This window comes from Bradyrhizobium sp. HKCCYLRH1030 (genome assembly GCF_051168395.1).
Lineage (GTDB): Bacteria > Pseudomonadota > Alphaproteobacteria > Rhizobiales > Xanthobacteraceae > Bradyrhizobium.
In genome coordinates, this window is sequence record NZ_JBNPUY010000019.1 from 37,593 (window position 1) to 58,628 (window position 21,036).

Sequence of the window (21,036 nt, forward strand, 5' to 3'; positions counted from 1 at the left end):
TCAGCCGCCCTTTGCTTCATCGATGATGCTGACATGGGCAGCAACGATTCTCCAGCCTTCAGGAAACCGGACCCAGGTCTGCATCTGGCGTCCGACCTTGCCGGGCGCGGTGTCGCGATAGAACAGCGTCGAGGCGACCGCGGCGTCACGGCCGTAAGTGGTGATCACGGTGCGCGCGGTCCGCCGCATCAGTCCAGCCGGCGAGCGCGCGGCGCGAAATGCAGCGATCTCGCCGTAGCCATAGAGGTTCTCGCCGATGCCGTAGCGCAGCGTACGGGAGTCCTGCTTGAACAGCTCGTCGAGCACGGCAACGTCGTTGCCGACCAGCGCCTGTTCGTAGCGCTGGAACTGCGCGGTGACTTCCGCGACGACGTCAGGCAGATCGACTTCCATTCTCCAGAACTCCTCGCGGGGCCGGCGCAGCGGCGACGCCAAGCTGTTGCAAGGCGTGGGCCACACGCAATGCGACATGTTCGCACCAGGGCGCCGCGATGATCTGCACGCCGATGGGCATCGGCGCGAGCGGAATCGGGACGGCGACGACGGGAAGCCCGACGAACGAGATCGGCTGGGTATGAATGCCGATATTGGCACGCACCGGCAGCTCGACGCCGTCGAGCACGAAGGTCGCCTGCCCAAGCTTGGGTGCAACGCAGGGCGTTGCGGGCGCGATCAGCACGTCGACGGACTTGAACAGCTCCAGCACCCGGGCGCGGTACCAGCGGCGAAACTTCTGCGCGCGGTCGACCATCGGTGCCGGAATCATCGCACCCGCAATCAGCCGATCGCGCACCGCCGGATCGAAATCCTGCGGCTGCTTGCGCAAGCGGTCGAGATGCAGCGAGGCGCCTTCGGTCGTGCTGATGACATAGGCCGCGGCGCGAGCACGCGCGGCTTCGGGCACCTCGACGACGTCGGTCGCCTTGAGCGCGGTCGCCACGCGGCTGACCGCCTCGGCGGCCTCCGGAAACAGGTACTTCTGAAAGTGGCCGCCGGCAATGGCGATGCGCAGGCCATCGAGCCCTTGCGACAGCGAAGCTGAGACCGGCTCCAGCGCGCGCGTGGTGCACCCCGCATCGTCGGGATCTGGTCCCTGCATCACGTCATAGGCGAGCGCGAGATCCTCGACCGAGCGTGCGAACGGACCGAGATGATCCAGGCTCATGACGAACGGAAACGAGCGCGCTCGCGACAGCCGGCCATAGGTCGGCTTGAGGCCGAAGATGCCGCAGAACGACGACGGCACACGAATCGAGCCGTTGGTGTCGGAGCCCAGCGCGATCGGCACCAGGCCGCCGCCGACGGCGCTGCCGGAGCCGCCCGACGAACCGCCGCTCATCCGCGTCGGATCATGCGGATTGCGCGACGGGCCGTCGTGCACGTTCTCGCCGGTGAAGTCGTAGGCGTATTCGCCCATGTTGAGCGCACCGACGAGGACGGCGCCGGCCGCCTCCATGCGCTCGATCAGCGTCGCGTCGCGCGTCGCGGGCGCTCGATCACGGTTGATCTTGGAGCCGGCGCGGGTCGGCAGCCCCGCGACGTCGAACAGGTTCTTCACCGCGAACGGCACGCCGGCGAGCGGGCCGACGGGCTTGCCCGCCGCGATGTCGGCATCCACCGCACGCGCCTTCGCACGCGCCCGCTCGGCGGTCACGTCCGTGAACGAGTTGAGCACACCATCGCGGACCGCAATCCGCGCCAGCGCGGCGTCGGTAGCCTCGACGGCCGAGAGCTTGCCGGTGGCGACCGCGGCGGCGACGGCGCTCGCGGTCATCTCGGGAGAACTAAGCGGTGAAGACACTGGCAGGCTCGGCTTCATCAGGCAGGGAGAATTCGTCGACCAGCTTCGCCATCTTCAGCGAGACCTCGAGATTGGCGCGGATGGCCGGGCGCCAAGCGTCCTCGATCGGCAGAGCCAATGCACGCCCGACGGCGTCGATGTAATCGTCCAATGGCTCCGCCATCAGCTTTTCTCCTCAAGCTTTCACGCTCAATGCGCCGGCAATGGCGGGTGCGGAATCGCCGTCAGCAACTCCCGCGTATAGTCATCCTGCGGATGACCTAGCACACGTTCGGAGGTGCCTTCCTCGACGATTCGACCCGACCGCATCACGATCACACGATCGCACAACAGCCGCACGACATTCAAATCATGGGAGACGAACAGATAGCTCATACCTAACTGCCGCTTGAGGTCCTGCAGCAGATTGAGCACGACCGCCTGCACGGAGACGTCGAGCGCCGCCGTGGGCTCGTCGAGGATGACGAGCTTCGGGTGCAGTGCGATGGCGCGCGCGATACCGACGCGCGCCTTCTGGCCGCCCGACAATTGGTGCGGAAAACGGTCGAGCAGATTGAGCGGCAGGCCGACCATGGTGGCGAGCTCCTCGCAGCGCACACGAAGCGCGTCGCGGCCCTTGATGTCGCCGAGCTGCAGGATCGGGTCGGCGATGGCACGCGCCGCGGTGAAGCGCGGATTGAGGCTGTCGGTCGGATCCTGGAACACCATCTGGATGCGGCTGCGCAGCGGCAGCCGGGCAAAGGCCTGCGGCAGGATGTTGCCGATCTCCTCGCCATCGAAGCTGATGCGCCCCGAGGTCTGGTCGAGCAGCCGCATCACCATCATCGACGTCGTCGACTTGCCGCAGCCGGATTCGCCGACCAGGCCAACGCTCTCGCCATGACCGACCGTGAAGCTGATGCCATCGACGGCGCGGAACATCTCCGGCTCGACCGCCGGCCTCCGTCCGAACAGTTTCGACAATGTCGCCGAGGCGCCCTGGCGCGGATATTCCTTGACCAGCTTGTCGACGAGGAGAAGCGGCTTGGCGCTGCTCGCACTCCGCTCGCCCTCCGCACTCCGCTCGTCACCCCCGGGCTTGACCCGGGGGTCCATCACCTGGAGCGACTCTTGCGAAGATGGATGGATGGCCGGGTCAAGCCCGGCCATGACGGAGGCTGTGTGTGGTGGGGCTGCCACATCCTCCTCCGGCAGCAGATCGCGCAAGGACACGCCGAGGCGCGGCGTCGCGCGCATCAGCTTGCGTGTATAGGGATGCTGCGGGTTGGCAAAGATGTCGGCGGCCCTGGCGGTCTCGACCACCCGGCCCTTCTCCATCACCACGACGCGATCGCAATAGGCAGCGGCGAGACCCAGATCATGCGTGATCAGGATGGTCGACATGCCCCGGCTCTTCGTCAGCTCGACGACGAGGTCCATCACCGCCTTCTGCGTGGTGACGTCGAGACCGGTGGTCGGCTCGTCGGCGATCAGGAGCTGCGGGTTGCAGGCCAGCGCCAGCGCGATGACGACGCGCTGGCACATGCCGCCGGACAATTCGAACGGATAGGCGTGGTAGCGCTCGCGCGGACGCGCGATCTTGACCTGCTCGAGCGCGGCGATCGCCTTCTCGGCGCGATCGGTCGCGGCCGCCTGGACGTGCTGCTTCAGCACATCCTCGATCTGCTGGCCCACTTTCCGGATCGGATTGAGCGCCGCGCGCGGGTTCTGGAAGATCATCGAGATCTCGCGGCCGCGCAGATCGCGCATCGCGCTTTCCTCGGCCGCCCTGACGTCCACGCCGGAGAACATCACCGATCCCTCGGCGATGCGGCCGGCGCGGTCGAGGATGCGCATCACCGCATAGGACGTCACCGACTTGCCCGAGCCGGATTCGCCGACGATCGCGAGCGTCTCGCCCTTGGCGACGGAGATGTCGACATGCTGCACCGCCTTGACGATACCGCGGCGGGTGGAGAATTCGACCGTGAGATCGCGAACGTCGAGCAGCGGCTGGGCGGTCATCCGTGGCTCCGCTTGTTACGACCGTCATGCGCGGGCTTGACCCGCGCATCCATCACACTGACGAAGGTGTTCTTGAAGGGATGGATTGCCGGGTCAAGCCCGGCAATGACGGAGTCGTTTTGTGGTGCGCTCATCGCCTTACGTCCTGCGCTGCGGGTCGACGATGTCGCGCAGGCCATCGCCGAGCAGATTGAAGCAGAACACCGCGATCATCAGCGCGAGACCCGGGAACAGCGCGATCCACCATTCGCCCGACACCATGAACGAGGCGCCCTCGGCAACCATGATGCCCCATTCCGCCGTCGGCGGCCGCACGCCGAGGCCGATGAACGACAGGCCTGCGGCATTGAGGATGGCGTAGCCCATGGTCAGCGACATCTGCACGATCATGATCGGCATGATGTTCGGCAGGATGTGGCCGAGCAGGATGCGCAGCTCGCTGTTGCCCGACAGCCGTGCCGCCTGCACGAAGCCGGCGTTGCGGCGGACATTGGCCTCGGCGCGTGCCACGCGCGCATAGAGCGGGAAATTCACGATCGCGGTGGCGACGATGATGTTCTGCACGGTGTTGCCGAGCGCCGCGACGATGCCCATCGCCAGCACGAACAGCGGGAACGCCATGATCGTGTCGGCGATGCGGCCGACGATGCGGTCGGTCCAGCCGCCGAAGAAGCCGGCGGCGACGCCGGCGAGACCGCCCAGGAAGAACACCAGCGCGACCGAGGCGATCGCGATGAAGGTGTCGAGCCGGGTCGCGACCACAACGCGGCTGAAGATGTCGCGGCCGAGCTGATCGGTGCCGAACCAATGCGCCGCCGACGGCGGCTTCAGCGCGGACGCGGTGTCGCTGGCCAGCGGATCATAGGGCACGATCCACGGGCCGAAGATGGCCGCAAACAGGATCACGACCAGGAGGCCGAAGGCGAAGCCCGTCACCTTGTTCTCGGCCAGGACATAGCGCGTGTGGCCGATCAGGGCTGTCAGTCCCGTCGTCCGCGAGGGAACGGCGGCAGGCTCGACGGTCGGCGCGACAGTGCTCATCCTTCCAGCCTCACGCGGGGATCGATGACGCCATAGAGAATGTCGATGACGAGGTTGAGGACGACGTACATCACGGCCATCGTCAGCACGAAGCCCTGCACCGGCGCGAAGTCGGAGGCGATCAGCGCCTCGACCGCATAGGAGCCGATGCCGGGCCAGGCGAACACCTTCTCCACCAGCACGTTGGCGCCGAGCAGGAAGGAGAACACCATCGACAGCGTGGTGATGACCGGCAGCATGGCGTTGCGGAACGCATAGGTCACGGTGACAGTCGCGGGCGACAGGCCCGAGGCGCGCGCCGTGCGGACGAATTCCGACGACAGCACCGACAGCATCGAAGCCCGCGTCATGCGCGCGATCGGAGCCAGCGAGAAGATCGCCAGCGTCGCGGCGGGCAGGATCAACTGGCTCAGCGCCGAGCGGAACGCCTCGCCGTCACGCGCGATCAGCGTATCGATGAGGTAGAAGCCGGTCACGGGGTTCGGCGCGCTATAAAACACGTCGAGCCGGCCGAGCGGCGCCGGTGACCAGCCGAGCCGGAAGTAGAACACATACACCAGCACCAGCCCGGTGAAGAACACCGGCAGCGAGACGCCCGCGGTCGTGACGATACGGCAGGTATGGTCGAGCCACGACCCCGGCCGCGTCGCCGCGAGCACACCGAGCGGCAGCGCGATCGCGACGGATACCAACAGACCGAGCAAGGTCAGCTCGGCCGAGGCCGGCAGGCGGTTGCGAATCTCGCTGGCGACCGGCTGGCCTGTGGTCAGCGAACTGCCGAGATCGCCATGAGCGAGATCGACGGTGTAGCGGAAGAACTGCTCGACCAGCGGCTTGTCGAAGCCGAGCTTCTTGCGGATCTGCTCCACCGCCTCCTTGGTGGCGGCGGGGCCGGCAAAATACGCCGCGGGATCGCCGGGCAAGGCGCGCGTGAGCAGGAAGGTGACGATCACGACGCCGATCAGCGACGGGATCGCGAACGCGAGGCGCTTGGCGATGAGGCTCAGCATGAGCAGCCCCCTGCCCGAATTGGCCCAGACCTGTCCGCGCGGCGCACTCGGCTCCCTCCCCCCTTGTGGGGGAGGGCTGGGGAGGGGGGTGGACCCAGACGGCAGTGGGTGTGGCTACCCCCCTCCCTGCCCCTCCCCCACAAGGGGGGAGGGAATGAGAGAGCTCGGCCCATATGACATCCCCCCATCACTGTCTCACCCCTTCACCAGAGCCCGATAGTCGAGCCTACGGTGGAACCAGTACTGATAGCCGGAGATGTTCTTCTGCATCGCGACGTTGACGAACGGCTGATACAGCGGAATGCGTGGCACCTCGGCGAAGGCGAGATCGACGAAGCCCTTCACGTCGGCATCGTACGTCGCCTTGTCCCCGGCCGCGGCGGCGTCACGCGCGCCGTTGATGAGCTTGTCCATCTCGGGCGACTTGTAGCTCATCGTGTTGAACACGGAATTGTTGCCGTGATAGCACCAGTAGAAGAAGTATTCGGGGTAATCGAGCCAGCCCGAGAAGATGTTGGTGAAGAGCGGCATCTCCTTCTTGTTCAGCTCGGTGCGCCAGTTGGCGCCAGGCACCTTGTTGATGGTGGTCTTGATGCCGAGCTGGGCGAGGCTCTCCTGCACCAACACGCACAAGGGCTCGTTGACCTGTGCGAAATTGAGGTCGAAGGAGATCGTGGTTTCGAAGCCGTTGGGGTAGCCGGCTTCCGCCAGCAGCGCTTTTGCCTTCTCCATGTCGGTGAAGTACTTGGTCGGCTGCGGCCACGCCACCTCGGTCGCCTTATCCGCCGGCGCGCCGAACATCGGATTGGCAAGGCCGAACATCACGGCATCGATGATCTTCTGATAGGGCATTGCATAGGCGAGCGCCTGCCGGACCTTGGGATTGTCGAACGGCGGCTTGGTCACGTTCATGCCGATATACTGGATGCCGTTCGAGATCGGCAGCGAGATCACGGTATGCTTGCCGTTCGACTTCATCTCCTGGAAGTCCTTGTTCGGCAGCTCATAGGAGATGTCGGCATCCCCGCGCTCGAGCAGCGCGCGCCGGTTGCCGGCCTGCGGCACCATGCGCCAGATCACACGCTTGATCTTCGGCAGCGGACCGCACGCCCAGTCGTCGTTGCGCTCCATGATCACTTCGGTACCGGCGGTCCACTTCGTCACCTTGTAGGCGCCGGAACCCGCGGTCTGCTGCTTGGTATATTCGAGCCCCCATGGGTCTTTGTCGGTCGCGTTCTTCTTCACGAGCTCCGAGTTGACCACGCAGGGGACAATGACGGCGAGATCGGGGATCGTCAGGCGGTCCTTCTTCAGAAAGTCGACGCGCACGGTGTGGTCATCGACGATGACGAACTGCTCGGTCTTGGTCAGCGAGCCGGCGCTCATCTGGAAGGTCGGGAAGCCACCGACGCTGACGGCGCGATCGAGCGACCACTTCACGTCCTTGGCCGTGACCGGCGTGCCGTCGTGGAATTTGGCGTTCTTGCGCAGCTTGAAGGTGGCGGACATGTCGCCGATGGTCATGTCCTCGGCGAGTTCGGGCTTGAACTTGTCGCGGTCGTAGTACGGCACCCCGCCCGGGCCGCTCTTCATCTCGTGGCTGATCAGGCGGTCATAGCAGTTCCAGGACACCTCGTAGCCCGGCACGTTGGTGCCGACGCCGTGGATGTCGAGGTTGTTGGGACCGCCTTCGGACACGATCAGCAGCGTCTCGGACCGCGCGTCGGCCATGGCGGAAGACATGATGGCCGGCGCCATTGGCAGCGCCGCCCCTGCAGCCAGACCGGACACGGATTTCAGAAAATCGCGACGCTTCATCAAATGCCCCCGAGGATAACGACTGTCGGGAACAGTGGTCGCAAGCTTCGTGCCAAGCCCGGCTGAAAGCTAAGCTATTGAAATATCGAGGAGCCTTGACCGAGCGGCACAGCTCAGCGCCCCCAATTGCATACAAAGCTGCATATTTGCTGAGTTTATAATCACCTCAGTTAGTCTGCGACAGATTTACGCAACGCCTGTTGGACCGCCGCCCCGGTTAGGATCACTCCGGCCAGATCAGCGCCTGCAGCTCGTCGAAGTCGCGGACCTTGGCCGGCCAATCCGGAATGCAGATGTGGCGGAGCGGATCGCTGTACTGGTGCAGCAACAGCAGGACCAGCAGCCGTCGCTTCAGCTGCCGGTCGATGTCCTCCAGCGCAAATCCGTAGCCGTCGAACAAGGCACGCACGCGCCCGGGATGACCCGCTGCCATGAAGGCGCTCGGCCCGAGCAGATCATACTCGCCAAAACCGGTCATGACGTCGCCGAAGTCGAACAGCCCGCTCAGCTGCCAGCCATCACCGCTGCGCGTGACGAGTAAGTTCTCCGGAATGTATTCACCGGTCAGGATGACCGGCGGCGGATCCTGCGGCAGCAGTGCTGAGGCCTCGCGCAGGAGATCGTCCAGCCCGGCGAGAAGCGTCGGCGGCAAGCCGAGCCGCTGATGGCGTGCATGACATCCGACCATCTGCATCCGCAAGAAATCCGACCAGCGCGGACCGAGCGCCAGCAGCTCGCCAGGCGGGACCCGCTGCACGGCGGCGATCAGACGACCGACCTGCCTGAGCAAGAGCTGCTTGTCCCACTCCGGGAGTTGCCGCCACACATCCGAAGCAGGCATGCCGCCGAGCCTGGTCATGATCAGATAGCACCAGCCGTCGCGCTCCCCCTCGTGTCGCAGGTCGGGGGTACGGACGTCGCCGACGCCACCGGCGAGCACGCGCAAGGCCGCCCGCTCGGACTGAAACTTGCGGCGATGAAACGGCGGGAAGACCTTCAGGATCAGTCCGTCGTTCAGCGCGAGGACCAGATTGGTGCCCGCCGCGAACGGCACCAGCCGCGCGTCGTCGTAGCCATGGCCGCGCGCAATATCGCGTGCAGCCGGCAGCCAGCGCGTCACGTCGGCACGGAGGCGCCGGAGCTGCGCGCCATCGGCGACCGGTGGCAACGTCATTTTCAGCGATCCGGGCTCGCGCGCTCGAACTGGCGCAGCAGACGGTTGCCGCGGTCGACGGCGGCATCGAGCGCCGCCTGCGCCGGTTTGCGGCCGCTGAAGGCCTGCTCCATCTCGTCCTCGATGGCATCACGGATCAGCACGAACGAGCCGAGCCGCAGTCCGCGCGAATTCTCCGTGGGTGGGTTGAGCGTCACCTGCTCGATCGAGATCGCGGCTCCTGGATTGCGGTCGTAGAAGCCCTGCGCGCGCGTCAGATCGAAGGCCGCCTGCGTGATCGGCAAATAGCCCGTATTCTGGTGCCAAGCGGCCTGAACATCGGGCCGCGACAGATAGGCGAAGAACTTGGCCACGCCCTTGTACTCGGCCGCAGGACGGTCGCGGAGCACCCACAACGTCGCGCCGCCGATGATCGAATTCTGCGGCGCGGCCGCAACGTCAGGCCAGTACGGCATCATGCCGTAGCCGACCTCGAACTTCGAATTCGCCTTGATGTCGGCGCGCGTTGCCGAGGAGCCGATGAAGATGCCGCACTCGCCCTTCTGGAAACGCGGCTCGGCAGCCTGACCGCGGCCGCCATAGTCGAACACCTTGCTCTTCTGCCATTCCGCGAGCTGGGCGATGTGCCGCGTGACCTGCGGATTGTTGAACGTCAGCACGGCGTCCAGTCCGGCAAAGCCGTTGGCCCGCGTGGCGATCGGCAGATTGTGGAAGGCCGAGAAATTCTCCACGTTGATCCAGGCCGGCCACGACGTCGTGAAGCCGCAGGCGACACCGTTGTCGCGCAGCCGCCGGGCAGCCTTGCCGAGCTCGGACCAGGTCTTCGGCGCCACGCCCGGATCGAGCCCGGCCGCGCGAAACTGATCCTTGTTGTAGTAGAGGATGGGCGTGGAGGCGTTGAACGGAAACGACAGCATGTTGCCGTCGGCGTCGGCATAGGTGCCGGCGATCGCGGGCAGATAGGCCGACGGCGAAAAGCTCTCCTGCTCGTCGCGCATCAATTCGTAAACGGGATAGATCGCGCCCTTGGCCGCCGTCATCGTCGCGGTCGCGATCTCATTGACCTGCACGATCGCCGGCTGGCTGCGCGAGCGGAACGCGAAGATGGCCGCCGTCACGGTCTCCGTATAGCTGCCCTTGTAGCTCGGCACGATGCGGTAGTCGGACTGCGACGCGTTGAAGTCGGCCGCCAGCCTGTCGACCTGCCTACCAAGCTCGCCCGACATCGCATGCCACCACACGATCTCGGTCGCGGCCTTGGCCGTGCTTGCGCCAACAACCGTCCAGAGCAGGATTGCAAACGAAACAGAACGCAGAAGGACCGTCACCAGGAGGCAACTCCAATTCGATGAATGAATAGGCTCGGGCTGAGATCGCAATCGGACCGAAAAATCAGGTCCAGCAACCCAAGGCTGCAACAAACTATCAGCAAACCATTGACGTGTATCGCTTTGACGTCAGAATGGCCTTATAGCACCTGTTCGGGAGTGCATTGAACCTTTTCATGTCCGGGCCGACCTCATCATCAGGGGGAAAAGTGTTGCCTGTGTACCGCGCCCATCTTTCGTCGATCTCGAGAGTGGACGTCACGCCGGTGCTGATGCGCGCTGAGGCGGGCGCGCGGTACCGCTCGTCCCTTTCACGCCCATCATGCTCGGCGGCGCGACTGGCTGCGCCGCAGCATACAGGCCCGGCTGCGCGCGGCAGAGCGGACGCAGGCAGGCTCCGCACGCCCGGCCCGAGGTAGCGATCGTGGCGCGATCCGAGCAGCGGAAATCCGTCGCGCGGCCGCTCGGTCTGGCGGTCCTGGGGCGGGCACGGATCGTTCGCGCGCTGCGGGCGGTTCCGATCCGCTGGCGCATCCTCTCGATCGCCGCGCTCAACTCGGCTGTCGTGATCGTGCTGGCGGCGCTGATCTGGAACGGCGCGACGGTGCTGGGCACGGCCTGGGACGACGTTCGCCAGGTCCGGGAATCCGACAAGGTGCTGGCCCTGCTCGAAAGCGAGACGAGCCGGCTGCAGAACCTCATTCATCGCTACATCAATCAGCCGAGCCCGGAGCTGTTCGCCGAGATCCTGCTGCTGCGCGAGGCCGTGCTCGGGACGCTGACGACGCGCGCCTCGACCGACCCGATGCTGTCGGGGTCGGTCGAGGAGCTGGAGCGCGTCACCGTGCGTTTCCTGGACGGCTTCGGCGAGCTGCGAAGTCTGCAGGCGACGATCTCCAAGACCTATGAGGAAGAGGTTCTCGGCCCCGCCCGCGACATCGCCGGGCTCTATTCGGTGATCGAAGGCGCGACCGGCCATCGCGACGCGCAGATCTGGCCCTCGCTCGGCAAGTCGCGCGAGGCCTTCACCGCCATGCTGGTCGCGGCCAATTCCTACTACCTGTCGCTCGCGCCCGCCTCCGCCGAGGACGCGCGCCGCAACACGGAGACGATCGAGAAGACCATTCCGGTGATGTCGAGCCTTGCGGACAATGATCTGCAGCGGCTGGCGCTGCAGCGGCTGTCGGCCCGGACCGCGGCGCTGCGCGCGGGATTCTCCAAGCTCACCGATCAGCTCACCAACCGCACCGAACTGCTGCGCAACACCATCGATGCCAGCCAGGCCGAAACCATCGGCGCCATCGACGGCCTGTCGGTGAAGATGCGCCAGCACGAGCAGAAGGCGCAGGCGACGTTCGATCGGACATTGAAGGACATCTCCCGCCGCGTCCTTTCGATCGCGGTGATCTTCCTGGGAGTCATCCTGTCCGCGGGCGTGCTGATCGCCTTGTCGATCCGGCTGCCGCTGCAGCAGATCATGGCCTCGATGCGCGCAATCATGCTGGGCGACTACGACCGCGAGGTCCAGGGCACCGAGGCGCGCGACGAGGTCGGCGCGATGGCCCGCGCCGTCGAGACCTTCCGCGAGAACGCGATCGCCAAGCGCAAGACCGAGGACGAGTTGCGCACCGCGAAGGAAAAGGCCGAGAGCGCGCTGCTCGAGCTCAACGCCGCGCAGCGCAACCTGATCGACGCCGAGCGGCTGGCGGCGCTGGGCGGGCTGGTCGCCGGCGTCGCCCACGAGGTGAACAATCCGATCGGCATCAGCCTGACGGTGGCCTCCAGCTTCGCACGCCGCGTCGAGATGTTCGAGGCCGCGCTGCGGTCGCCCGAAGGCGGCCTGCGCCGGTCGCAACTGGAGGAGTTCGTGCGTTCGTCGCGCGATGCGTCCGAGCAACTGGTCGCCAACCTGCAGCGCGCCGGCGAGTTGATCCAGTCGTTCAAGCAGGTCGCGGTCGACCGCTCGCATGCGGAGCGACGGACCTTCGTCCTGAGCGAGGCGACCGATCAGATCATCACCAGCCTCAAGCCGGTGCTCAAGCGCGCGCCGATCACGCTGGCGGTCGATGTCCCCGAGGGGCTTTTCATCGACGGCTATCCCGGGTTCTACGGTCAGATTCTCACCAACCTGTTCCTCAACGCCGTCAACCACGCCTTTGCCGACGGCCGCGCGGGCACCATCTCGATCACGGCGCGGCCGCGCGGCACGGATGACATCGAGATCATTTTCGCCGATAACGGGGCCGGCATGCCCCCCGACGTGCAGCGCCAGGCCTTCGATCCGTTCTTCACGACACGCCGCAACGAAGGGGGAACGGGGCTCGGGCTGCATATCGTCTACAATCTGGTGACGCAGCAGCTCGGTGGCCGCATGATGCTGGAATCCCGCGAGGGACAAGGCACCACCTTTCGGATTATCATGCCGCGGGTCGCCAAGGGCGGCGCCGAGACAGCAATGGGTGACGGAACGACGCAATGGCCGAACAGGACGATGTCCTCCAACTGATCGAGGATACCGGTTTCGACGAGGACGACGGTTCGGCCCGGAAATGGAAGATCGCCGTCATCGACGACGACCATGCCGTGCACGAGGGCACCCGCTTTGCGCTGTCGGATTACAGCCTGAACGGCCAGGGGCTCGAAATCCTGTCCGCCTATTCGGCGGCCGAAGGCCGCGCGCTGATGCGGGAGCACACCGACATCGCGGCCGTGCTGCTCGACGTCATCATGGAGACCGACGTCGCCGGGCTCGAGCTCGTCGAATACATCCGCAACGAGATCAAGAACGAGACCGTCCGCATCATCCTGCGGACCGGGCAGCCGGGCCAGGCGCCGGAGCGGCGCGTCATCGTCCAGTACGACATCAACGACTACAAGGCCAAGACCGAGCTCACCGCCGACAAGCTGTTCACCTCGCTGACGGCGGCGCTGCGCAGCTACCAGCAGCTCGAGCGCATGGTGCAGACCCGGCGCGGCCTCGAGATCATCATCGACGCCGCCTCGACGCTGTATGATTTCAAGTCGATGCAGCGGCTGGCCGAGGGCGTGCTGACCCAGATCGCGTCGCTGCTGAACGTGGATTGCGCGGGGATCCTGGTGCTGCGCGACGACGGCAGCCAGACCGACGATTTTTCGGTGCTGGCCGGCTCCGGCTGCTACAGCCGCTTCTCCGGCGCCGTCACCTCGCGCTCGCTCGATCCGGATCTGCGCGACATGGTCGAGGCCGCCTTCAGGCAGCGCAGCAACGAATTCGCAGACCACCGCACCGTGCTCTATGTCCGCACCGGCTCGGGGCGCGAAGTCGTGGTGCTGCTGCAGGCGGAGCGGCCGCTGTCCGAGACCGACCGTTCGCTGGTCGAGATCTTCTCCAGCCGGCTGTCGATCGCCTTCGACAACGTGATCCTGTATCAGCAGCTGCATGAGGCCAACACCCAGCTCGAGGACCGCGTCGCCCAGCGCACCCGCGCGCTGATGCAGGCCAACCGGCGGCTGTCGGCGCAATGGCTGCGGCTGCAGCGCGCCAACGGCTTCAAGAACGAGATTCTCGGCACCGTTGCCCATGACCTGAAGAATCCGCTGGGCGTCATCCTCGGCCGCACGGAAATGCTGACCGAATTGATCGCGACCGGCGCCTCCGCAGAGGGCATCACCAGCCAGGTCGGACATATCCGCGATGCCGCCAAGCGGCTGACCTCAATGGTCGACCATCTGATCTCGGATGCGATGGCCGACGCCTTCGACATCACCATCCGCCGCGAGCCGGTCGACATCACGGCCCTGATCCACGAGGTGGTCGAGGCCAACCAGCCGCTCGCCCTCAACAAGCAGCAGGTCATCGAGGTCTCGGCGCCGACGCTGCTGTCGACCATGTGCGACATCGACCGGATCCGCGAGGCGATCGACAATCTCTTGAGCAACGCGATCAAGTACAGCCCGATCGGCGGCAGGATCACCGTGAACGCCGCCGATGACGGCGACAACACCATCATCGCCGTCACCGACCAGGGCGCTGGCCTCTCGCCGGAGGATCTCGGCCGCCTGTTCGGGCGGTTCCAGCGGCTGTCGGCCAAACCGACCGCGGGCGAGAGCTCGACCGGGCTCGGCCTGTCGATTGTCAAACGCATCGTCGACATGCATGGTGGCGAGGTGACGGCCAGGAGCGAAGGGCCGGGATCCGGATCGACCTTCACCATCACACTGCCGGCGGCCGAATTGTCATGAGTCAGAGCCAGCACATCATCATCGTCGACGACGAGGCCCCTGCCCGCGAAATGGTGGGTGATTACCTCAAGATGCACGGCTTCAGCGTGACGCTGTGCGACGGCGGCAAGAGCCTGCGCAGCGCCATCGAGACCGGCCCCGCAGATCTCGTCGTGCTCGACCTCAACATGCCCGAAGAAGACGGCCTGTCGATCATTCGCGATCTCAAGGGCCGCACCAACATCCCGGTGATCATGCTGACGGCCACCGCCAGCCCGATCGACCGCGTGGTCGGGCTTGAGCTTGGCGCCGACGATTACGTCGCCAAGCCGTGCGAATTGCGCGAATTGATGGCCCGGATCCGCTCCGTGCTGCGCCGCAGCGGACCGGCCAAGGCTGCGGCGGCCGTCACGGAGACCGCTCCGGCCCAGGCCAAGGACCCGCAATTGGTGCGGTTCGGCACCAAATGGCTGGATCTCGATGCCCAGGCGCTGCGCGATGACGAAGGCAACGAGCACCCGCTGACGGCGTCCGAGTTCGGCCTGCTCAAAGTGTTCGCCGCCAACCCGAAGCGGGTGCTGTCGCGCGAGCGGCTGCTGGAGCTCGCCAATGCCCGCGATGCGGAGGCGTTCGATCGCGCCGTGGATCTTAGAATCATGCGCATCCGTCGCAAAATCGAGCCCGATCCGACCAAACCGGCCGTGATCCGGACCATTCGCGGCGGCGGCTACCTGTTCTCCCCGGCCGGCGAGAAGGCCTGAGGACAGCCGGCCGGCGGCGGCGAAAGCAGCCTCTGTACCCGCATTCCGTTCCGCTTTTTGGAATTGGGCACAATTCCGCCACGACTGTTTCGCGATGTGCGGCGCGACGAAACATTTCCGCAGGCGCACGAAACCATTTTCCTGTTTTCGTGCAGACGTCCCGAAACGGGCACTCCTTAACAATCCATCCCGTCGAAACGCCGCAAGGGGGCGGCGGAACGGGAGAGTGCCATGCAGAACGTCGTTGCCATCAATTCCGCAGCCAGCCAGGGCATCATCGCCGCCCAGGCGACCACGGACGACATGCTCCTGGAGAGCATTGCCGATGGCGATCGCACCGCGATGCACACGCTTTATGCGCGTCACAATGTGCGGGTCTATCGCTTCATCCTGCGCATCGTCCGCGACACCACGATCGCCGAGGACCTCGTCAGCCAGGTGTTCCTGGACGTCTGGCGCACCGCCAAGCAGTTCGAGGGCCGCTCGCAGGTCTCGACCTGGCTGCTGTCGATCGCCCGCTTCAAGGCGCTGACCGCACTGCGCCAGCGCCGCTTCGAGGACATCGACCAGGACGAGGTGCGCGAGATCGCCGACGACTCCGACACCCCGGAGACCTCGCTCGAGCGCTCCACCACCAGCGCCATCCTGCGCGCCTGCGTCGCCAAGCTGTCGCCGGCGCATCGCGAGATCATCACCCTGATCTACTACCATGAGAAGTCGGTGGAGGAGGTCGGGCAGATCATCGGCATTCCGCAGAGCACGGTGAAGACGCGCATGTTCTATGCCCGCAAGCACCTGGCCGAGCTCCTGCGCTGTGCCGGCGTCCACAGCCTCGCCGCCTGACCAAGCTTCATTCTCGCCGGGGCTGCGGTCCCGGCGGGTTCCAAAGACGACGACGCATCAAAATCGCCGAACGAAACAATTGAAACAATCGGCGAAATCACCTGGAAAATTTCGGCCGCTAGAACGTTATCCATCAGCCGAGCCTCAGTCCCCCAGCTGATCTCGGTTTGGAGCGAGCAAATTCAAGGATACCTCCACCTTCCAAGGTTGCTCCGAAGACCCGGCGGATGCCCCCGCCGGGTCTTCGTCGTTTGGGACCGCTCACCCCGCCAATAGGGCGATTTGACCATTTGATATCGCGCGTTGCCGGTGCAATCTTCCGTCATGGGGCGGTGCTACAAGCCCCACGGCAATGACGGACGGTGCTGATGTTCGGTTTGGATGCGGTTGAGCTGGCGCGCGCGCAGTTCGCCTTCACGGTCACCTTCCACATCATCTTCCCCGCCTTCTCGATCGGGCTCGCGTCCTACCTCGCCGTGCTCGAGGCGCTGTGGCTGTGGACCGGCCGCGACGTCTATCTCAACGTCTTCAATTACTGGCTCAAGATCTTCGCCATTACCTTCGCCATGGGCGTCGTCTCCGGCATCGTGATGTCCTACCAATTCGGCACCAACTGGTCGGTCTATTCCGACAAGGTCGGACCGGTGATCGGCCCGCTGATGGCCTATGAAGTGCTGACGGCGTTCTTCCTCGAGGCCGGCTTTCTCGGCGTCATGCTGTTCGGCCTGAAGCGCGTCGGCCCGAAGCTGCATTTCCTGGCCACCTTGATGGTCGCGATCGGCACCCTGATCTCGGCATTCTGGATTCTCTCGGCCAATTCCTGGATGCAGACGCCGGCGGGCTATGCGGTCAACGCCGACGGCCAGTTCGTCTCGGTCGACTGGCTCGCAGTCATCTTCAATCCGTCGTTCCCCTACCGCCTCGTGCACATGGTGCTGGCGGCCTATCTCACCACCTCGCTCGTGGTCGGCGCGGTCGGCGCCTGGCATCTGCTGCGCAATCCGCATCTGCCGGGCCCGCGCGTGATGTTCTCGATGGCGATGTGGATGGCGGCGCTGGTGGCGCCGCTGCAGATCCTGGTCGGCGATCAGCACGGCCTCAACACGCTCGAACACCAGCCGGTGAAGATCATGGCCATGGAAGGCCATTTCGAGAGCCACAAGGACGGCGCGCCGCTGTACCTGTTCGGCTGGCCGGACCAGGCCAAGGGCGAACTGAAATGGGCGCTCGGCATTCCTAAGTTTGGCTCGCTGATCCTGAAACACCAGATCGACGCACCGATGGCCGGCCTCGACACCGTCCCGCGGCAGGACTGGCCGCCAGTGCCGATCACCTTCTGGTCGTTCCGCATCATGGTCGGCCTGGGCCTGCTGATGCTGGCGCTCGGCCTGTTCAGCCTGTGGGAGCGCTGGCGCGGGCGGCTGTACATCAATCGCGGCCTGCACCGCTTCGCGATTGCGATGGGACCTGCGGGATTCATGGCCGTCATGGCCGGCTGGATCACCACCGAGACCGGCCGGCAGCCGTTCACCGTATACGGGCTGCTGCGCACCACCGATTCCGTTTCGCCGCTCGCGGCCCCGGCCGTGGGTGCCTCGCTGCTCGCCTTCATCATCGTGTATTTCATCATCTTCGCTGCCGGCGTGCTGTACATCCTGCGCCTGATGGCCGAGCCGCCGCATCCCGGCGAGCCGGGCCCGAGCAGCGAGCAGCCGGTCCGCACCGCCGGCATCACGCCGGCCGCCGGCGTCGTGCAGGGAGTGGTCGGATCATGAGCGTCGCCATCGATCTCGCCACCCTCTGGGCCTTCATCGTCGCGCTCGCCGTGTTCATCTACGTCGTGATGGACGGCTTCGATCTCGGCCTCGGCATCCTCTTCCCGCTGTTTCCAGGCAAGCAGGACCGCGACGTCATCACCAACACCGTGGCGCCGGTGTGGGACGGCAACGAGACCTGGCTGGTGCTCGGCGGCGGTGGCCTGATGGCCGCGTTCCCGCTGGCTTATGCGATCCTGATGCCGGCGCTGTATGCGCCGCTGATCGCGATGCTGGTCGGCCTGATCTTCCGCGGCGTCGCCTTCGAATTCCGCTGGCGCACCCGCGCCACACGCAATCTGTGGGACATCGCCTTTGCCGGCGGGTCATGGGTCGCGGCGCTCGCGCAGGGCATCGCGCTCGGCGCCATCCTGCAGGGCGTGCATGTCGAGGGCCGGCACTATGCCGGCGGCTGGTGGGACTGGCTGACGCCGTTCAGCCTCCTCACCGGCGTCTCGCTCGTGGTCGGCTACGCGCTGCTCGGCGCAACCTGGCTGATCCTGAAGACAGAGGGGGACCTGCGCGACAAGGCCTATCGCATCAGCTGGGTCCTGCTGTTCGCGATGCTGCTCGCCATTGCCGCCGTCAGCCTGTGGACGCCGCTGCTCACGATCCAATATTCGGACCGCTGGTTCAGGTGGCCGGCGATCATTCTCACAGCGCCGGTGCCGCTCGCCGTCGTCGGCGTCACCGTGCTGATGATGAAGAACCTCGCCCAGAGGCACGATAGCTGGCCGTTCTTTCTCGCACTCGCGCTGTTCTTCCTCTCCTACGCGGGCCTCGGCATCAGCATGTATCCCTACGTCGTGCCGCAGAGCATCACGATCTGGCAGGCGGCAGCACCCGAACGCAGCCAACTGATCATGCTGCCCGGCGTGCTGGTGCTGGTGCCGCTGATCCTCGGCTACACCGGCTGGGCCTATTGGGTGTTTCGCGGCAAGGTCGGGCACGACAGCGGCTATCACTGATGCGCGCTCCCGAGCCCGCGTCCCTCGCGAAGCGCCTCGCCTGGTTCGTTGCGCTCTGGCTCGCCGGCGTGGCGACCGTCGGCGCGGTGGCCTTCCTGCTGCGGCTCTGGATGAAGCTCGGATGACAACGGGTGCGCCCTGCGCTCACCTTGACTTTGCTGCGAATATGCTCCTGAAATTTGACGGGTGGATTTGATCGGGCAAGCTTCGCAGGGGTCCGTTGAGGAGAGCTTTGAATGCCGAGTTTCCGTCGCCTGCTTTGTGCGGCCAGCGCCATCATCGCGCTGGCGCTGTCCACATCGCATAGTTTTGCCCAGTCCGAGGACCCCGGCGATCAGCCCGGTCTCGTCGCCGATGACGGCTACGAGCTCGATCCCGAATGGCGCAAGCAGGTGGTCTATTTCCGCACCACCGAGCCGCCGGGCACCATCATCGTGTCCACCGCCGAACGCCACCTCTATCTGGTGCAGCCAGGCGGACGTGCCATCCGCTACGGCATCGGCGTCGGCCGTGACGGCTTCCAGTGGCAGGGGCTGCTGTCGATCACCAAGAAGGCCGAGTGGCCGGATTGGACGCCGCCGCCGGAGATGATCCAGCGCCAGCCCTATCTGCCGCGCTTCATGGCCGGCGGCCCCGGCAATCCCTTGGGCGCGCGCGCGATGTATCTGGGCACCACCGCGTACCGCATCCACGGCACCAACCAGCCCTGGACGATCGGCAGCAAGATTTCCTCCGGCTGCTTCCGGCTGGTGAATGCCGATGTCGCCGACCTGTTCGACCGCGTGCCGGTCGGCACCAAGGTCGTGGTGCGGCAGAAGCCGGAACTGTGACGCCGGCGCCCGCCGCCGGACATTCAGCCATCGCTTTGTCCTGACATTTTCTGAAAGAGATTCACCATGCGCACTTTCCGAGGCGGCCTGCTGATCGGGCTCGCCGTCGCCGTCCTCGTCGCGGCGCTCGCCGTCACCTATGAGATGTACGACACCCGCACCTTGAAGCGGACCATCCGCCGCGGCGAGGTGTTGTGCGGCGTCAATGCCGGGCTGCCCGGCTTCTCGATTCCCGACGACAAGGGCAATTGGAGCGGTTTCGACGTCGACTTCTGCCGCGCCGTCGCGGCCGCGATCTTCGACGATCCGAAGAAGGCGAAGTTCGTGCCGCTCGACGCCAACGAGCGCTTCAAGGAGCTGCAGAGCCGCAAGGTCGACATCCTGTCGCGCAACACCACCTGGTCGATGGCGCGCGAGCAGAACTACGACCTGTATTTCCCGGCGGTCGCCTATTACGACGGCCAGGGCTTCATGGTGCCGCGGTCACGCAAGCTGGAGACGGCGCTCGACCTCAACGGCAGCAAGGTCTGCGTGCAGGATTCCACCACCAACGCGCTCAACCTCGGCGACTATTTCCGCACCAACAACATGAAGTACGAGGAGGTGAAGTTTCCCAAGCTCGACGACGTCATCAAGGCGTATGACAGTGGCAAGTGCGACACCTTCACCGCCGACGTCTCGCAGCTCTACGCGCTGCGCCTGACGCTGTCGAAGCCCGGCGATCACGACATCCTGCCCGACCTGATCTCCAAGGAGCCGCTCGCGCCCGTGGTGCGCCAGCGCGACGACGACTGGATGATGATCGTGAAGTGGACGCTGTACGCGATGATCAATGCCGAGGAACTCGGCGTCACCTCCAAGAACATCGACGAGGCGCTGAAGTCGAAGAAGCCGGACGTGATGCGGCTGGTCGGCAACGAGGGCAGCTACGGCCAGGACCTCGGCCTGACCAAGGACTGGGCCGCGCGCGTGATCCGTCACGTCGGCAATTACGGCGAGGTCTATGAGCGCAACGTCGGTAGCGAGTCGAAGCTGAAGATCCCGCGCGGCATGAACCAGCTGTGGAACGCCGGCGGCGTCCAGTACGCGCCGCCGATCAGGTAGGGCTCTCTGCACACCTCCGCCGTCATCGCGAGGAGCAACGCGACGAAGCGATCCAGGGCTGTTGTAACGATTCTGGATTGCTTCGCTTCGCTCGCAATGACGGAGCATGGCCTGACCTTCTCGCGACGCGTCTCGCGCCCGAGCTTTACAAAATTCTCGCCCTCTCGAAAATCGAGGGCGCAGGGAAGGCCAGGTGCCGACTGGCACCTGCGGCCCGCCCACGTAAAAAAATGCAGGCGGCAGAACCACAGGCTCAGCCGGGACAACCGGCGGATTCAATTGGTCGTCGCAACACTCGATGAGGAGGTTGCGATGGGCATTCGAAAGAAACGGTCAACGC

The 21,036-nt window shown here is 65.4% G+C and carries 19 protein-coding genes; 9 read left to right on the forward strand and 10 right to left on the reverse strand.

The features are described 5' to 3' along the window. The 10 genes from hpxZ to ugpB form a co-directional block, all read right to left on the reverse strand. Entirely contained in the window at window positions 1–393 is a 393-nt protein-coding gene (hpxZ, locus tag ACQR1E_RS32645) for an oxalurate catabolism protein HpxZ (protein WP_315717110.1), read from the reverse strand. Continuing rightward, window positions 374–1,774, reverse strand: a complete 1,401-nt coding sequence (locus ACQR1E_RS32650; protein ID WP_434898041.1) for an AtzE family amidohydrolase — start codon at window positions 1,772–1,774, stop codon at window positions 374–376. Before ACQR1E_RS32650 ends, hpxZ begins: the two co-directional genes overlap by 20 nt. A 10-nt stretch (window positions 1,775–1,784) precedes the next feature. Then, entirely contained in the window at window positions 1,785–1,964 is a 180-nt protein-coding gene (locus ACQR1E_RS32655; protein ID WP_315717108.1) for a DUF4089 domain-containing protein, read from the reverse strand. Between the two features lie 26 nt (window positions 1,965–1,990). After that, window positions 1,991–3,805 (reverse strand): dipeptide ABC transporter ATP-binding protein, encoded by a 1,815-nt coding sequence (locus ACQR1E_RS32660; RefSeq protein WP_434898042.1) that lies wholly within the window; start codon window positions 3,803–3,805, stop codon window positions 1,991–1,993. Further along, window positions 3,802–3,939, reverse strand: coding sequence for a hypothetical protein (locus ACQR1E_RS32665; RefSeq protein WP_316170701.1), 138 nt, complete (start codon window positions 3,937–3,939; stop codon window positions 3,802–3,804). The genes ACQR1E_RS32660 and ACQR1E_RS32665 overlap by 4 nt, the downstream gene beginning before the upstream one ends. Before the next feature lie 4 nt (window positions 3,940–3,943). Beyond that, on the reverse strand, window positions 3,944–4,846 hold the full coding sequence (locus ACQR1E_RS32670; RefSeq protein ID WP_434898043.1) for an ABC transporter permease: 903 nt from the start codon (window positions 4,844–4,846) through the stop codon (window positions 3,944–3,946). Next, window positions 4,843–5,856, reverse strand: coding sequence for an ABC transporter permease (locus ACQR1E_RS32675; RefSeq protein WP_434898044.1), 1,014 nt, complete (start codon window positions 5,854–5,856; stop codon window positions 4,843–4,845). Before ACQR1E_RS32675 ends, ACQR1E_RS32670 begins: the two co-directional genes overlap by 4 nt. Window positions 5,857–6,051: 195 nt before the next feature. After that, the gene (locus tag ACQR1E_RS32680) at window positions 6,052–7,674 is read right to left on the reverse strand and encodes an ABC transporter substrate-binding protein (protein ID WP_316171993.1); all 1,623 of its coding nucleotides are present in this window, start codon (window positions 7,672–7,674) and stop codon (window positions 6,052–6,054) included. 223 nt (window positions 7,675–7,897) lie between these two features. Continuing rightward, on the reverse strand, window positions 7,898–8,848 hold the full coding sequence (locus ACQR1E_RS32685) for a phosphotransferase family protein (protein ID WP_316171992.1): 951 nt from the start codon (window positions 8,846–8,848) through the stop codon (window positions 7,898–7,900). 2 nt (window positions 8,849–8,850) lie between these two features. Then, complete coding sequence (ugpB, locus tag ACQR1E_RS32690; RefSeq protein WP_315717102.1) at window positions 8,851–10,176, reverse strand: sn-glycerol-3-phosphate ABC transporter substrate-binding protein UgpB; 1,326 nt, start codon at window positions 10,174–10,176, stop codon at window positions 8,851–8,853. A gap of 520 nt (window positions 10,177–10,696) precedes the next feature. Here ugpB and ACQR1E_RS32695 point away from each other — a divergent pair. From ACQR1E_RS32695 to ACQR1E_RS32735, 9 genes are all read left to right on the forward strand, one after another. After that, window positions 10,697–12,682, forward strand: coding sequence for a sensor histidine kinase (locus ACQR1E_RS32695; protein ID WP_409998644.1), 1,986 nt, complete (start codon window positions 10,697–10,699; stop codon window positions 12,680–12,682). Further along, complete coding sequence (locus ACQR1E_RS32700; RefSeq protein WP_315751180.1) at window positions 12,652–14,397, forward strand: ATP-binding response regulator; 1,746 nt, start codon at window positions 12,652–12,654, stop codon at window positions 14,395–14,397. Before ACQR1E_RS32695 ends, ACQR1E_RS32700 begins: the two co-directional genes overlap by 31 nt. Beyond that, window positions 14,394–15,137, forward strand: a complete 744-nt coding sequence (locus ACQR1E_RS32705) for a response regulator (RefSeq protein WP_315717100.1) — start codon at window positions 14,394–14,396, stop codon at window positions 15,135–15,137. Before ACQR1E_RS32700 ends, ACQR1E_RS32705 begins: the two co-directional genes overlap by 4 nt. 231 nt (window positions 15,138–15,368) lie before the next feature. Further along, window positions 15,369–15,980 carry a sigma-70 family RNA polymerase sigma factor gene (locus tag ACQR1E_RS32710; protein WP_315751179.1) on the forward strand — a complete coding sequence of 204 codons (612 nt, stop codon included), beginning with the start codon at window positions 15,369–15,371 and terminating at the stop codon, window positions 15,978–15,980. Between the two features lie 368 nt (window positions 15,981–16,348). After that, entirely contained in the window at window positions 16,349–17,755 is a 1,407-nt protein-coding gene (locus tag ACQR1E_RS32715) for a cytochrome ubiquinol oxidase subunit I (RefSeq protein WP_434898045.1), read from the forward strand. Next, window positions 17,752–18,762, forward strand: coding sequence for a cytochrome d ubiquinol oxidase subunit II (cydB, locus tag ACQR1E_RS32720; RefSeq protein WP_434898046.1), 1,011 nt, complete (start codon window positions 17,752–17,754; stop codon window positions 18,760–18,762). The genes ACQR1E_RS32715 and cydB overlap by 4 nt, the downstream gene beginning before the upstream one ends. Continuing rightward, a complete protein-coding gene (locus ACQR1E_RS32725) occupies window positions 18,762–18,887 on the forward strand; it encodes a DUF2474 family protein (RefSeq protein ID WP_315717096.1) in 126 nt (41 codons plus the stop codon). The genes cydB and ACQR1E_RS32725 overlap by 1 nt, the downstream gene beginning before the upstream one ends. Window positions 18,888–18,998: 111 nt before the next feature. Further along, window positions 18,999–19,592, forward strand: coding sequence for a L,D-transpeptidase (locus tag ACQR1E_RS32730; RefSeq protein WP_434898047.1), 594 nt, complete (start codon window positions 18,999–19,001; stop codon window positions 19,590–19,592). Between the two features lie 66 nt (window positions 19,593–19,658). Further along, window positions 19,659–20,696 (forward strand): amino acid ABC transporter substrate-binding protein, encoded by a 1,038-nt coding sequence (locus ACQR1E_RS32735; protein WP_315767758.1) that lies wholly within the window; start codon window positions 19,659–19,661, stop codon window positions 20,694–20,696. The last annotated feature ends 340 nt before the right edge of the window (window positions 20,697–21,036 follow it).

What these genes read in the sequence shown, in the direction of transcription:
- hpxZ (WP_315717110.1), bottom strand. Translation starts at nt 393, where the DNA reads ATGGAAGTCGATCTGCCTGACGTCGTCGCGGAAGTCACCGCGCAGTTC.
- ACQR1E_RS32650 (WP_434898041.1), bottom strand. Translation starts at nt 1,774, where the DNA reads ATGACCGCGAGCGCCGTCGCCGCCGCGGTCGCCACCGGCAAGCTCTCG.
- ACQR1E_RS32655 (WP_315717108.1), bottom strand. Translation starts at nt 1,964, where the DNA reads ATGGCGGAGCCATTGGACGATTACATCGACGCCGTCGGGCGTGCATTG.
- ACQR1E_RS32660 (WP_434898042.1), bottom strand. Translation starts at nt 3,805, where the DNA reads ATGACCGCCCAGCCGCTGCTCGACGTTCGCGATCTCACGGTCGAATTC.
- ACQR1E_RS32665 (WP_316170701.1), bottom strand. Translation starts at nt 3,939, where the DNA reads ATGAGCGCACCACAAAACGACTCCGTCATTGCCGGGCTTGACCCGGCA.
- ACQR1E_RS32670 (WP_434898043.1), bottom strand. Translation starts at nt 4,846, where the DNA reads ATGAGCACTGTCGCGCCGACCGTCGAGCCTGCCGCCGTTCCCTCGCGG.
- ACQR1E_RS32675 (WP_434898044.1), bottom strand. Translation starts at nt 5,856, where the DNA reads ATGCTGAGCCTCATCGCCAAGCGCCTCGCGTTCGCGATCCCGTCGCTG.
- ACQR1E_RS32680 (WP_316171993.1), bottom strand. Translation starts at nt 7,674, where the DNA reads ATGAAGCGTCGCGATTTTCTGAAATCCGTGTCCGGTCTGGCTGCAGGG.
- ACQR1E_RS32685 (WP_316171992.1), bottom strand. Translation starts at nt 8,848, where the DNA reads ATGACGTTGCCACCGGTCGCCGATGGCGCGCAGCTCCGGCGCCTCCGT.
- ACQR1E_RS32700 (WP_315751180.1), top strand. Translation starts at nt 12,652, where the DNA reads ATGGCCGAACAGGACGATGTCCTCCAACTGATCGAGGATACCGGTTTC.
- ACQR1E_RS32705 (WP_315717100.1), top strand. Translation starts at nt 14,394, where the DNA reads ATGAGTCAGAGCCAGCACATCATCATCGTCGACGACGAGGCCCCTGCC.
- ACQR1E_RS32710 (WP_315751179.1), top strand. Translation starts at nt 15,369, where the DNA reads ATGCAGAACGTCGTTGCCATCAATTCCGCAGCCAGCCAGGGCATCATC.
- ACQR1E_RS32715 (WP_434898045.1), top strand. Translation starts at nt 16,349, where the DNA reads ATGTTCGGTTTGGATGCGGTTGAGCTGGCGCGCGCGCAGTTCGCCTTC.
- cydB (WP_434898046.1), top strand. Translation starts at nt 17,752, where the DNA reads ATGAGCGTCGCCATCGATCTCGCCACCCTCTGGGCCTTCATCGTCGCG.
- ACQR1E_RS32725 (WP_315717096.1), top strand. Translation starts at nt 18,762, where the DNA reads ATGCGCGCTCCCGAGCCCGCGTCCCTCGCGAAGCGCCTCGCCTGGTTC.
- ACQR1E_RS32730 (WP_434898047.1), top strand. Translation starts at nt 18,999, where the DNA reads ATGCCGAGTTTCCGTCGCCTGCTTTGTGCGGCCAGCGCCATCATCGCG.
- ACQR1E_RS32735 (WP_315767758.1), top strand. Translation starts at nt 19,659, where the DNA reads ATGCGCACTTTCCGAGGCGGCCTGCTGATCGGGCTCGCCGTCGCCGTC.